Genomic DNA, 12,449 nt, shown 5'->3' with positions numbered 1-12,449 from the left:
GGGGTGAGCATCACCCCCGTTCCGCGTGTCGGCGTCATCGTGGTCGCTGCGGGCTCCGGCTCGCGTCTCGGTGCCGATGCCCCCAAGGCGTTCGTCGGCCTCGACGGCCACACCATGCTTCGCCATGCCCTCCGGGGCGTGTTCGACGGCCCGACCGCGCAGGTCGTGATCGTCGTGCCGCGCGGACGCGAGGGCGACGCGCGCACCGACGCCCTCGAGGCCGCCGGCGACCGCCGCGACCTCGTCACCGTCGTGACCGGTGGAGACAGCCGCCAGGCGTCCGTCGCGGCCGGGCTCGCTGCCCTCTGGGGAGACGTCGAGGTCGTGCTCGTGCACGACGCCGCGCGCGCGCTCACCCCTGCGGCGGTGTTCGCGCGCGTGGCGGATGCCGTCGCCAACGGCCGCGGGGCGGTGCTGCCGGTGCTGCCCGTCGTCGACACCATCAAGCAGGTCGACGGCGACGCCGTCGCCGCAGCCGTCGATCGCGACGTCCTCGCGGCCGCGCAGACGCCGCAGGGCTTCCGTCGCGACATCCTCGACACGGCCTATCGGGTCGCGGACCGCGACTACACCGACGACGCCGCGCTGGTCGCCGCTGCGGGGCATCAGGTCTTCACGGTGGCCGGCGACCCGCTCGCGTTCAAGATCACCACCCCTGCCGACCTCGAGCGGGCGCGAGCCGTGCTGACACCGCGGACCACGGTGCCGCTGCCGCGCGTCGGCGTGGGCACAGACGTGCACGCGTTCGGCGGCGAAGGCACCCTCTGGCTCGCGGGGATCGAATGGCCCGGTGAGGCGCCGCTGTCCGGGCACTCCGACGGCGATGCCGTCGCCCACGCGATCGTCGACGCGCTGCTCTCCGCGGCCGGCCTCGGCGACATCGGCACCCACTTCGGCACCGACCACCCCGAGTACGCGGGCGCGCATGCGGACGCCTTCCTGACCCGCACCCTCGCCCTGCTCGCTGAGGCCGGCTGGCGGGTGGGCAACGTCTCGGTGCAGGTGCAGTCGAACCGTCCGAAGTTCGCGCCGCGGCGAGCGGAGGCCGAGGCGGCGCTGTCGGCCGCGCTCGGGGGAGCGCCGGTCTCGGTCGCCGCGACGACGACCGACGGCCTGGGGTTCACCGGTTCGGGCGAGGGCGTCTCCGCCTTCGCGGTCGCCCTGATCGTCCCGGGGTGAGCGTCAGAGCGTCAGGGTCATGAACACGGAGTGCCGGTCGGGCACGTAGCCGTCGAACGGCCCGCACTCCACGAAGCCCTCCCGCGCGTAGAGCGTGCGCGCAGGGACGAACTCCTCGGTCGCGCCGGTCTCCAGCCAGAGGCTCGCGAGCCCGCGCGCCCGGGCGTCGGCGACGATGTGCCGCAGGATGCTGCGCCCCACCCCGCTGCCGCGGAACCGGTCGTCGACCCGCATCGACTTGAGCTCGCCACGGCGCGTGTCGAGCATCTTGAGCGCGCCGATCCCGGCGACCTGGCCGTCGATCCAGGCCGACCAGAACGTGATCGACGGGTCACGCAGCGCGTCGACATCGAGCGCGTGGACGCTGTCGGCCGGAGAGGTGGCGTGCATCCCGTCGAGGTGGAACGCGATCAGTCGGCGGGTGGCGTCGCCGGAGAGGTCGTCGACGCGGATCTCGAGGGTGGTGCTCATGGCGTGCTCCAGTGTGCCACCGCGGTGTTTCGGAGCGGTTTCAGGCCTCCACGGCGAACGGCGCGGGGTCGCGGGTGGTGCGCGAGCCCCACGCGAGGAGCACCAGGCCGGCGCCCAACACGATGAGCCCGACGATCGCGAGCACGCTCAGCCGTTCCCCGAGCACCACGATGCCCAGGATGCTCGCCGTCAGCGGCTCACCGAGGGTGAGGGTCGCGGCGGTCGCGGCCGTGAGTCCGCTCAGGCCCCACGTGAACAGCACGTACGCGATCGAGATGGTGGCCAGGCCCAGCCACAGCGCCATGGTGAGACCCGTGGACGTCGCGAGCCAGGTGACGTCGACGAACGGGAGCACGAGCGCCGCCAGCGCCGCCGAACTCGCGCCCATGGCACCCACCACGGTGAACGGATCCCATCCTTCGTCGAGCAGTCGCCGCTGCACGTTCGCGATGACCGCGAACGTGGCGCCGGCGCCGACCGACCCCAGCAGCCCGACCGGATCGGTGCCCGTCGTGGCACCGGCTTCGCCCCCGAAGCCGAGCAGCACGACCCCGGCGGTCGCGAGGGCGGTCGCGCCCATCCAGGTCGGGCTCGGCAGACGGCGAGTGAGGGCCCACTCGAGCAGCCCGGCGAGGATGGGCGCCGAGCCGAGCGCGATCACCGTGCCCACGGCGACGCCGTTTCGTGCGGTGCCCAGGAAGAAGAGCGGCTGGTAAAGCGCCAGGCACAGCCCCGTGACCGCCATCAGCGCCAGCGTCCGCGCGTCGAGCCGGGGCCGGTCGGTCGGCGCGGTGCGGCGGGCGTGCCGTGCCGCGAGCGTGAACGCGAGGAGCGCGAGACCGGTGCCGCCGATGACCATGCGTATGACCCCGATCGACAGCGGGGTGGTCCCGTCGGGGCCGAGGGCCTGCGAGGTGCCGGTGGTGCCGAAGAGCATCGCGGCGGCGAGGACAGCGAGGACGTGGAGCATCGTTCCCATTTGTACCGCAAACCCGGCCGGTAGGCTGGGGAGGTGACGGTACGGCTCTATGACACCAAGGCGCAGGCGCTGCGCGACTTCGTGCCCCTCGATCCGGAGAACGTCACGATCTACGTGTGCGGTCCGACGGTGCAGTCGGGGCCCCACATCGGGCACCTGCGCGGTGCGCTGAGCTTCGACATCCTGCGCCGCTGGCTCACCCACCGGCACGGCCGGGTCACGTTCGTGCGCAACGTCACCGACATCGACGACAAGGTGCTGGCCAACGCGACCGACGGCGAGCCGTGGTGGGCGCTGGCCTACCGGATGGAGCTCGAGTTCACGCGCGCGTACAGCGCGATCGGCATCCTCCCGCCGACGTACGAGCCGCGGGCGACCGCATCCATCCCGCAGATGCACGAGATCATCCAGCGGCTGATCGACGCGGGGCACGCCTACGCGTCGGCCGGCGACGTGTACTTCGACGTGCGCTCGTGGCCCGCGTACGGCGCGCTGACCAATCAGTCGCCCGATGCGATGGAGGCTGCGGAGGATGCTGATCCTCGCGGCAAGCGGAGCCCGCAGGACTTCGCGCTCTGGAAGGGCGGGAAGAGCGACGAGCCCGCATCGGCGACATGGGACTCGCCGTGGGGTGCCGGGCGACCGGGCTGGCACATCGAGTGCTCGGCGATGTCGCGCCGGTACCTCGGACCGGAGTTCGACATCCACGGGGGCGGACTCGACCTGCGATTCCCGCACCACGAGAACGAGCTCGCGCAGTCGACCGCGGCCGGCGACGCGTTCGCGCGGTACTGGGTGCACAACGGACTCGTCACGGTCAACGGCCAGAAGATGTCGAAGTCGCTGTTCAACTTCGTCCTGGCGGAGGATGTGCTGCGCGAGCACGACCCGCTGGTCGTGCGCTATGCGCTCGCAGCCGCGCACTATCGCTCGAGTCTCGACATCACCGCGTCGACGTTCACCGAGGCCGAGGCGGCGATCGACCGGATCCGCACGTTCCTCGACCGGGTGACGCGCGCCGGCGAATTCGGGTGGCTCTCGTACGGCAACGACGATTTCTCCGCGGCGCTGGATGACGACCTCGGGGTGCCGCAGGCCCTTGCCGTGATCCACGCCCGGGTGCGCGACGGCAACACCGCGCTGGACAGCGGCGACGTCGGCTCGGCGCGCGAGATCGCCGGGGAAGTGGCTGTGATGACCGACGTGCTCGGCATCAACCCGCTCGCCGCTGAATGGGCGTCGACGGATGCCTCGGCCGAGGCCTCCGCGCTCGACGCTCTCGTGCAGAGCCTCATCACCCAGCGCGCCGAGGCGCGCGCCACCAAGGACTGGGCTGCCGCGGATCGCATCCGCGACGCCGTCGCCGCCGCGGGCATCGCCCTCGAGGACACCGCCGACGGCACCCACTGGAACCTCGCCGGGGATCGCCCCGGCACGAAGGAGTAGATCATGGCCGGAAAGCCGGGGCGCCCGGGCGCCAGCAAGGGCAACAAGAAGGGCCCCACGAAGGGCACGGGCGGCAAGAACAAGCGCTCCCTCGAAGGGCGCGGGCCGACGCCCAAGGCGGAGGACCGCGCCTGGCACCCCGCGGGCAAGCGCAAGGCCGCGGCCGAGCGCTACGCCGCGGCGGGCGGGCGGGGGAAGCCGGCCGGCCAGTCGCAGTCGCGGCCCCGTGCGGCGAAGAAGGAAGACGACACCGAGACGGTCACCGGCCGCAACTCGGTGCTCGAGGCGCTGCGGGCGAAGATCCCCGCCAGCGCGTTCTACATCGCGCAGCGCGTGGAGATGGACGACCGCGTCAAGGAGATGCTGTCGATCGCGACCCACCGCGGCATACCCGTCCTCGAGGTGACCCGTCCGGAGCTCGACCGCATGGCCGGCTTCGACGGCGTACATCAGGGCGTCGCCCTCAAGGTGCCGCCGTACGAGTACGCGCACCCGCAGGACCTGCTCGAGCAGGTCATCGACCGCGGCCAGGTGCCGCTGTTCGTGGCCCTCGACGGCATCACCGACCCGCGCAACCTCGGCGCGATCATCCGCTCCACCGCCGCCTTCGGCGGGCACGCGGTGATCCTGCCCCAGCGCCGCTCCGCGAGCGTGAACTCCGCCGCCTGGAAGACCAGTGCGGGAGCGGCCGCCCGCGTGCCCGTGGCCATCGCGGCGAACCTGACCGCGATGCTCAAGGAGTTCAAGAAGCAGGGCGTGTTCGTCCTCGGCCTCGACGGCGGCGGCGATGTGTCGCTGCCCGCGCTCGAGCTCGCCGACCGGCCCGTCGTGATCGTCGTCGGCTCCGAGGGCAAAGGCCTGTCGCGCCTCGTCACCGAGAACTGCGACCAGATCGTCTCCATTCCGATCTCGGCATCGACCGAGTCGCTGAACGCCGGCATCGCCGCATCCGTCGCGCTGTACCAGGTCGCGTCGCTGCGCGCGGGAAAGGACGCCTAGCATGACCCGCATCGCCGTCATCGGCGGAACCGGCTACGCCGGCCGCCACATCGTCGTCGAGGCCGTCCGCCGCGGACACGACGTCGTCGCCGTCTCCCGCAAGATCCCGGCCGAGCGCATCGAGGGCGCCACCCACATCGAGGGGACGATTCTCGACGTCCCAGGCCTCCTGCACGAGCTGCAGGGCGTCGACGCGATCGTGACCGCGATCGCGCCGCGCGGCGACATGGCCGATGCGGCCGTCCCCGGCGTGCTCGAGCTCGCCGAGAACCTCGCAGGCACCGGCATCCGCCTCGGCGTCATCGGCGGCGCAGGCAGCTCGCTGTCGGCACCGGAGGGTCCGCGCCTCATGGAGCTCGACTTCCCGGAGGAGTACCTGTTCGAAGCGCAGACCGGCCTCGATTCGCTCGAGGGGCTGCGCGCCACGCCCGCGTCGGTCGACTGGTTCCTCGTGCACCCGGCCGAGACCTTCGGCGCCTGGAACCCGGGTGAGCGCACCGGCGCCTACCGCGACGGGGGACAGGTGGTCGTGCGCGACGCGGACGGGGTGTCGAACATCTCCGGCCCCGACCTGGGCGTCGCCGTCGTGGACGAGATCGAGAGCCCGCAGCACCGCCGCGAGAACTTCACCGTCGGCTACTAGACCAGGTCGCGCCAGTCGACGTCGGGCTCGTCGTCCTCATCGGCGACGACGGCCCTGCCGCTGCGTGTGATCACGGGCAGTGACATGGTCTCGGTGGTCGGGCCCATCACCGTCGCCTCGTCGCGGCGGTGCCTCAGCACGTTGTCGATGTAGCTGCTGAGGGCCTCGGCGAGCGGCACCGACTTTCCCTTCGCCTGCGAGAGATACCAGCGGTGCTCCAGCAGCTGGTGGAACACCTCCGCCGGCTCGAGCTTCGCCCGCATGTCGAAGGGGACGGCCTTCACGACGGGTTCGAACACCCGTGTGAGCCACTCGTGCGCGGCCATCTCCTCCTCGTCGCCGAGGCGCGAGATGCGCGCGCGGAACTCGTCGAGGTCGTTCAGCAGGCGCCTGGCCTGGTTCTCCTCGACGTCGAGCCCGGTCAGGCGCAGCAGACGCCGCTGGTGGTGACCGGCGTCGACGACCTTCGGCTCGATCGACACCGTGGTGCCGTCGTCGGTGGCCTCCATCGACATCTCGCCGATGTCGAAGCCCAGGTCGTTGAGGCGACGCACCCGCTCGGTGATGCGCCACGACTCGTCGACGGCGAACGTCTCCGCGGCCGTGAGCGCGGCCCACAGCGAGTGGTACGACGAGACGATGCCGTCGGCGATGGCGATCGCATCCACCCCGCCCTCGAGGCGGCCGCCGGCTTCGAGATCCATGATCTCGCCGGCGATGTTGGTGCGGGCGACGTCGAGGTCGTGCGCCCGCTGACCCGGGGTCAGGCCGCTCTCGTGCAGCTCGCCGGTCTCGGCGTCGACGAGGTATGCGGCGAATGCGCCCGCGTCGCGGCGGAAGAGCGTGTTCGACAGTGACACGTCGCCCCAGAAGAACCCCACGTTGTGCAGGCGGACGAGCAGCACCGCGAGCGCATCCACCAGCCGGCCCGCCGTGTCCGGCCGCAGCACCTGGGTGAAGAGGGCGCGATAGGGAAGCGAGAAGCGCAGGTGCGTCGTGACGAGAGCTGCCGGCAGCGGCTTGCCCGCAGCATCCGTCCGACCGGCGATGACGGCCGCGCGCTCGACGCAGGGCGAGTTCAGGCGCGTGAGATGGCCGAGCATGTCGTACTCGCGGCGGGCCATCTCCTCGGTCGTCTCCTTGACGGCGACGACGCCGCCGGAGAGGTTCGCGAACCGGACGAGGTGGCGGGAGAGACCCTTGGGAAGGTAGACGATCGTGCTGGACGGCCAGTCCGCCAGGGGCGTCGACCACGGCAGGGCGAGCAGGCCCGGATCGACGGTGCGGGCGGTGATGCTCAGCGACTGGGGGGCCATGCGCGCCTCTCGACGAAACACCGCGGCGCGGGCGGTCGGTGACGCGCCCGCGCCGCGGTGGTTGATCCGGTCAGGCCGAGGCGATCGCCTTGTCGGTCAGGCGCTCGCCCGACTCGACGTCGAACACGTGCACGTGTCCGGGGACGGCGGCCAGGACGACCTTGTCGCCCGCGTTCGGGTGACGGCGGCCGTCGACGCGCGCGACGATGTCGGTGCGCTTGCCGTTGATCTCGGTGTGGCCGTAGAGGTAGCCGTCCGCGCCGAGCTCCTCGACGAGGTCGACATCCACCGGGAGGCCCTGGCCGTCCGACGGGTTGACGACGATGTCCTCGGGACGCACGCCGATGGTGACCTGGGAGCCGTGCGCCCGGGCGAGCGTGTCCGCCTCGACGCCGACGACCGACGAGCCGAAGCGCACGCCGCCCTCGGCCAGGTCAGCCGGGAACAGGTTCATCGCGGGCGAGCCGATGAAGCCGGCCACGAACACGTTGTTCGGCTTCTCGTACAGGTCGCGCGGCGTGCCCACCTGCTGGAGGAGGCCGTCCTTGAGCACCGCGATGCGGTCGCCCATCGTGAGCGCCTCGGTCTGGTCGTGCGTGACGTAGACCGTGGTGACACCCAGGCGACGCTGCAGCGACGCGATCTGGGTGCGGGTCTGCACGCGCAGCTTGGCGTCGAGGTTCGACAGCGGCTCGTCCATGAGGAACACCTGCGGCTGGCGGACGATCGCGCGGCCCATGGCGACGCGCTGACGCTGGCCACCCGAGAGGGCCTTCGGCTTGCGGGTGAGGTACTCCTCGAGGTCGAGGAGCTTCGCGGCCTCGAGGACGCGCTGTGCACGCTCCTCCTTGCCGACGCCCGCGATCTTCAGGGCGAAGCCCATGTTCTCCGCGACGGTCATGTGCGGGTAGAGCGCGTAGTTCTGGAACACCATCGCGATGTCGCGGTCCTTGGGCGGGACGTCGGTGACGTCGCGATCGCCGATCAGGATGCGGCCCGAGTTGACCTCTTCGAGGCCGGCCAGCATGCGCAGCGAGGTGGACTTTCCACAGCCGGACGGACCGACCAGGACGAGGAATTCGCCATCGGCGACCTCGAGGTTGAGCTTGTCCACGGCGGGGCGAGTGCCCCCGGGGTACAGGCGGGTTGCGTTGTCGAACGTGACGGACGCCATTTTCTTCTCCTTCACCGGCAGGTACGTGCCGGACGATCCGTTGTGAGGAATGTGCGGGGGCTTTCCCGCGCGCCCCTGATGGGACGTGATGCCAGTATGGCATGCGCCCCTGTGCAGGGGCCGTGCATGCTGTGTCTGGGCTTTTCCCAGCCTGTCTCGTTAGCATCGTTTCGGCCGCGTGTCCGTTGCGCCCCGGGTTCCCGTGCCCGATTCCCCGAGAGGTTCCATGTCCAGCGACGAGAGTTCCCAGTCGTCCTCGAGCGACCGCCGAGAGGCGGTGCGTGAGAAGGCGCTGCAGGTGCAGACCCAGCAGTCGCGCATGCGGATGCTGCGTCGCGGCACGATCGGCGCCGTCGTGGTCGCCGCCATCGTCGCGACCACGGTGATCATCACCTCGGTGGTGTCCTCCGCGGTCAAGCCCAACCTCGTCCCGGCGAACGCGGCCGACGACGGCTTCGTGGTGACCTCGTTCGACGGCATCCCGGCGGGTTCGGGTGCGATGGACGTCTCGGCCACGCCGAAGGCGAGCGAGGACACGGGGAAGTCGTCCACCCCCGCGGCGAGCGACCAGGCCGTCGTCGACATCCGCGTGTACGTGGACTACCTGTCCGAGGGCTCTGGCATGTTCCAGCAGGCCAACGTGCAGCAGCTGGCCCAGTGGGTCGGCACCGACACCGTCTCGCTCACCTACTACCCGGTCGCGATGCTCACCGCCAAGTCCAACGGCACGAAGTACTCGCTGCGCGCCGCGAGCGCGGCGGCCTGCGTGGCCGGCTACGCGCCCGAGCGGTTCGCCGCCTACAACCACACGCTGCTGACGCAGCAGCCCGCGGTTGACAGCGGCGGGTACAGCGACACCGAGCTGGCCGACATGGCGCAGGCGTCGGGCGTGAGCAACCCCAAGCCGGTGCGCGCATGCATCGAGGACGAGAAGTACCTCAGCTGGGCCAAGGAGGCGACGGAGCGCGCCCTCGAGGACCTGCCGGACACCGACGGGCTCGTGCTCACCGGCACGCCGACCGTGCTTGTCAACGGCATTCCCTACATCGGCGCCCTCGACGACGCGCAGGAGTTCTCGCAGTTCGTCATGACCAGCGCGAGCGACGCGTACTACCAGACGCCGAGCCCGACGCCGACGCCCTCCGACTGACCGGGTCCTGTGCCGCCTGTCGGATTCGAACCGACGACCTTCGCTTTACAAGAGCGCTGCGCTACCACTGCGCCAAGGCGGCATGCCGCGCTCGGGGCACGGCGGCATCGAGTCTAGTCGGCCCTGCATGATGGGATGATGACCCGACGCCGTCTTCCCGTCTGGCTCGCGCTCGGCGGAGCCGTCCTCATCGGCGTGCTCACCGCCCTGCAGGCCCGCATCAACGGCCAGCTCGGCGTGCGCCTCGACGACGGGTTCGCCGCGGCCGTCGTCTCGTTCGGCTCGGGCCTGGTGATCCTCCTCGCCCTGTCGGCGCTGCTGCCGTCGGGGCGGCGAGGGTTCGCGACGCTCGTCACCGAAGTGCGCGGGCGCCGGATCCCGTTCTGGATGCTGTGCGGCGGAGCGGCGGGCGCCCTCACCGTCGCGACCCAGGGGCTCGCCGTCGGGATCATCGGGGTGTCGCTGTTCACGGTCGGGGTGGTGGCCGGCCAGGCCGTGTGCGGTCTGGTGATCGACCGGATCGGGTACGGCCCCGCCGGCATCGTCGCGGTCACGCTCGGCCGCGTCGGCGGTGCCGCGCTCGCGCTCGTCGCCGTCGGCGTCTCGCTCACCGGCTCCGGGGTCCATGATGTGCCGGCATGGATGCTGGTGCTCCCCGTGCTCGCCGGCGCGGGCATCGCGTGGCAGCAGGCCACGAACGGACGGCTCCGGCAGCGCGTCGGCACCCCGTTGACGGCGACGCTCGTCAACTTCATCGGCGGCACGCTGCTGCTGGCGATCGCCGCGGCCGTCCACATCGCGATCGACGGCCCGCCCGCGGCCTTCCCGACCGACCCCTGGCTGTACCTGGGCGGCGCAACGGGAGTCGTCTACATCATGCTGTCGGCGGGACTCGTGGCGCACACGGGCGTGCTGCTGATGGGCCTGGCCTCCGTCGTCGGACAGCTGTCCATGTCGCTCATCCTCGACCTGACGTGGCCGGCGCCGGCGAGCCCTGGTCTCGCGCAGGAGCTCATCATGGTGGCGATCGCGATGGCCTCGGTGGTCGTCGCGACCGCGCGGCGGCGCCGTGGTCAGGCGGGCATGCGCGAGAGGAGCGGGCGGGCGTCCAGCGCCTTGCGGCGTCCGCCGCCCGAGCGCTCCGGCTTGCCGCCGACGTAGAGCCAGCCGAGCAGCTCCTCGTCCTTGCCGAGGCCGTGCGCCTTCGCGACCGCCTTGCTGCGCGTGTAGTGCCCCGTGCGCCAGATGACGCCCCAGCCCGCCTCGTCCAGCAGCAGGCTCAGCATGTGCGCGACGCCGGAGGCGACCGCCTCCTGCTCCCAGCGGGGCACCTTGCCGCTCTTGCGGTAGCTGGCGACCACGGCGATCAGCAGCGGCGCGCGCAGCGGCTTGGTCGAGTGGCCCTTCTCGCCGTCCGCCTTGTGGATGGCACGCCCGAGCACCTCCCGGTCACTGCCGCGCAGCTCGATGAGCCGCCACGGTCGCAGCGACGAGTGGTCGGCGACCCGGCCGGCAGCGGAGACGAGCCGGAGCAGCTCCGCGTGAGTGGGTGCGGCATCCGTCACCTTCGACCAGGAGCGCCGCGCCCGCACCGCCTCGAGGGCGCCGGTCACTGCTCCTCCGGGGCGAACGACAGCGACAGCGAGTTCATGCAGTAGCGGTCGCCGGTCGGGGTGCCGAACCCATCGGGGAAGACGTGGCCGAGGTGCGAGCCGCAGTTCGCGCAGCGGACCTCGGTGCGCAGCATCCCGTGGCTGCGGTCCTCGATCAGCTGGACGGCGTCCGGCCGCACCGACTCGTAGAAGCTCGGCCACCCGCAGTGCGAGTCGAACTTGGTGCCGCTCTGGAACAGCTCAGCACCGCACGCGGCGCAGGTGTACAGGCCGGCGCGGCTCTCGTCGAGCAGCTCGCCGGTCCACGGCCGCTCGGTGCCCGCCTCGCGCAGCACCGCGTACTGGTCGGGGCTCAGCTCGGCGCGCCACTGGTCATCGCTCTTGTCCACGGCGTAGGTCATGGGTTCCTCCTGGTTCGCTCCTATTCAACCGCAGCCGCCTGCCGCCTGTTCCGTGGTCGCTGGGCGTTCGCCGCGAGAATGGGGGAATGGACCACGACCTCTCCGCCGTCGCCGACCGCTACCGCCGGTTCGCGCAGACGGAGGCCCCCGGCCGCTCTGCGCTGTACGGCGAGTGGGCGGCGGGAGTGGCCGCGGACGTGGAGATCGCGGGCATCATCGCGCGCATCGACGCCGCGCGCCGGCAGCCGCCGCTCGTCTTCGCCGTGACACGGATGCTGGGAGCCCCCGAATCCGGGTACCCGGCTTGGGCCGCGTGGCTGCGGGCGAACGCGGACGCCGTCGTTCGAGAGTGCGGGCGCCGTGCGCTGCAGACCAACGAGCCCGGCCGATGCGCCGCGCTGCTGCCCGCGCTCAGCGCCATCCGCGGCCCGATCGCCCTGCTCGAGCTGGGCGCGAGCGCCGGCCTGTGCCTGTACCCGGACCGCTACTCGTACCGCTACCGCGGCGGCCCCGACCTCGACCCCGCGGACGGCGCCTCGACGGTCGTCCTCGAGGCCGAGGCCCGGGGCGCGTTGCCGGAGCTCCGGCTGCCCGAGGTCGTCTGGCGGGCTGGCGTCGATCTGCACCCCCTGGATGCCGCCGACCCGGACGACCGCCGGTTCCTGACCACCCTCGTCTGGCCGGGGGAGGACGGCCGTGCCGAGCGCATCGCTGCCGCGCTCGACATCGTCGCCGCCGACCCGCCGCTGCTGATCGGCGGGGACGCGACGGATCCCGCCGTGCTCGATGCCGCGATCGCTCTCGCGCCGCGGGAAGCCCGTCTCGTGATCACCACGCCCGGCCTGCTGCCGCACGTCCCGTGGGCCGCCCGCGAACGGCTGTTCGCGCACCTGCGCGAGGTCGACGCGGAGTGGGTCACGATCGATCCGGTCGGCCTCCACACCCAGTGGGAGCCGGCGCCGGCCGCGGACCTGACGGGGTTCGTGCTCGGCCGCAACCGGCGAGCGCTCGCCGTGGTCGACCCGCTCGGCGGTTTCGTGGAGTGGCGCGCGGGCGCTGAGCCCGTGGATGGCTAGCG

At 71.8% G+C, this 12,449-nt stretch carries 13 protein-coding genes and 1 tRNA gene; 7 read left to right on the top strand and 7 right to left on the bottom strand.

Annotated elements, in window-relative coordinates:
* Positions 1-3 precede the first annotated feature (3 nt).
* Complete coding sequence (gene ispD, locus Microterr_RS10025; protein WP_263798090.1) at positions 4-1,179, top strand: 2-C-methyl-D-erythritol 4-phosphate cytidylyltransferase; 1,176 nt, start codon at positions 4-6, stop codon at positions 1,177-1,179.
* Positions 1,180-1,182: 3 nt separating this feature from the next.
* Here the strand turns inward: ispD and Microterr_RS10020 are convergent, their stop codons facing one another.
* Together Microterr_RS10020 and Microterr_RS10015 are read right to left on the bottom strand one after the other, a co-directional pair.
* Positions 1,183-1,650, bottom strand: coding sequence for a GNAT family N-acetyltransferase (locus Microterr_RS10020; protein ID WP_263798091.1), 468 nt, complete (start codon positions 1,648-1,650; stop codon positions 1,183-1,185).
* A 40-nt stretch (positions 1,651-1,690) separates the two neighbouring features.
* The gene (locus Microterr_RS10015; RefSeq protein ID WP_263798092.1) at positions 1,691-2,620 is read right to left on the bottom strand and encodes a DMT family transporter; all 930 of its coding nucleotides are present in this window, start codon (positions 2,618-2,620) and stop codon (positions 1,691-1,693) included.
* Between the two features lie 42 nt (positions 2,621-2,662).
* Between Microterr_RS10015 and cysS the strand changes: the two genes are divergently transcribed.
* From cysS to Microterr_RS10000, 3 genes are read left to right on the top strand one after another with little or no spacing between them, the layout of a single operon-like run.
* Positions 2,663-4,075 (top strand): cysteine--tRNA ligase, encoded by a 1,413-nt coding sequence (cysS, locus tag Microterr_RS10010; RefSeq protein WP_263798093.1) that lies wholly within the window; start codon positions 2,663-2,665, stop codon positions 4,073-4,075.
* Between the two features lie 3 nt (positions 4,076-4,078).
* A complete protein-coding gene (rlmB, locus tag Microterr_RS10005; protein ID WP_263798094.1) occupies positions 4,079-5,074 on the top strand; it encodes a 23S rRNA (guanosine(2251)-2'-O)-methyltransferase RlmB in 996 nt (331 codons plus the stop codon).
* 1 nt (position 5,075) lies between these two features.
* The gene (locus tag Microterr_RS10000) at positions 5,076-5,717 is read left to right on the top strand and encodes an NAD(P)-dependent oxidoreductase (RefSeq protein ID WP_263798095.1); all 642 of its coding nucleotides are present in this window, start codon (positions 5,076-5,078) and stop codon (positions 5,715-5,717) included.
* Here the strand turns inward: Microterr_RS10000 and Microterr_RS09995 are convergent.
* Positions 5,714-7,033: a DUF4032 domain-containing protein gene (locus Microterr_RS09995; protein WP_263798096.1), complete on the bottom strand. Its 1,320-nt coding sequence runs from the start codon at positions 7,031-7,033 to the stop codon at positions 5,714-5,716. The two genes, Microterr_RS10000 and Microterr_RS09995, sit on opposite strands and share 4 nt — an antisense overlap.
* A 70-nt stretch (positions 7,034-7,103) precedes the next feature.
* Entirely contained in the window at positions 7,104-8,207 is a 1,104-nt protein-coding gene (locus Microterr_RS09990) for an ABC transporter ATP-binding protein (protein ID WP_263798097.1), read from the bottom strand.
* 226 nt (positions 8,208-8,433) lie between these two features.
* On the opposite strand from Microterr_RS09990, the gene Microterr_RS09985 reads away from it, so the two are divergent.
* Positions 8,434-9,357 (top strand): DsbA family protein, encoded by a 924-nt coding sequence (locus tag Microterr_RS09985; protein ID WP_263798098.1) that lies wholly within the window; start codon positions 8,434-8,436, stop codon positions 9,355-9,357.
* Between the two features lie 10 nt (positions 9,358-9,367).
* Here Microterr_RS09985 and Microterr_RS09980 read toward each other — a convergent pair.
* Positions 9,368-9,439 (bottom strand) — tRNA-Thr (locus Microterr_RS09980).
* Positions 9,440-9,495: 56 nt separating this feature from the next.
* Between Microterr_RS09980 and Microterr_RS09975 the strand changes: the two genes are divergently transcribed.
* Positions 9,496-10,518, top strand: a complete 1,023-nt coding sequence (locus Microterr_RS09975; RefSeq protein ID WP_263798099.1) for a DMT family transporter — start codon at positions 9,496-9,498, stop codon at positions 10,516-10,518.
* On the opposite strand, the gene Microterr_RS09970 is transcribed toward Microterr_RS09975, so the two are convergent.
* Together Microterr_RS09970 and msrB are read right to left on the bottom strand one after the other, a co-directional pair.
* Positions 10,431-10,970, bottom strand: coding sequence for a nitroreductase family protein (locus Microterr_RS09970; protein WP_263798100.1), 540 nt, complete (start codon positions 10,968-10,970; stop codon positions 10,431-10,433). The two genes, Microterr_RS09975 and Microterr_RS09970, sit on opposite strands and share 88 nt — an antisense overlap.
* Complete coding sequence (gene msrB, locus Microterr_RS09965) at positions 10,967-11,371, bottom strand: peptide-methionine (R)-S-oxide reductase MsrB (RefSeq protein ID WP_263798101.1); 405 nt, start codon at positions 11,369-11,371, stop codon at positions 10,967-10,969. Before msrB ends, Microterr_RS09970 begins: the two co-directional genes overlap by 4 nt.
* An 86-nt stretch (positions 11,372-11,457) precedes the next feature.
* On the opposite strand from msrB, the gene Microterr_RS09960 reads away from it, so the two are divergent.
* Positions 11,458-12,447: a DUF2332 domain-containing protein gene (locus tag Microterr_RS09960; RefSeq protein ID WP_263798102.1), complete on the top strand. Its 990-nt coding sequence runs from the start codon at positions 11,458-11,460 to the stop codon at positions 12,445-12,447.
* Positions 12,448-12,449 lie beyond the last annotated feature (2 nt).

Origin of the sequence: Microbacterium terricola, assembly GCF_027943945.1 — a bacterium.
Lineage (GTDB): Bacteria > Actinomycetota > Actinomycetes > Actinomycetales > Microbacteriaceae > Microbacterium > Microbacterium terricola.
The sequence above is the reverse complement of the archived record's forward strand: the minus strand, read 5'-3'. Positions and strand labels throughout refer to the sequence as shown.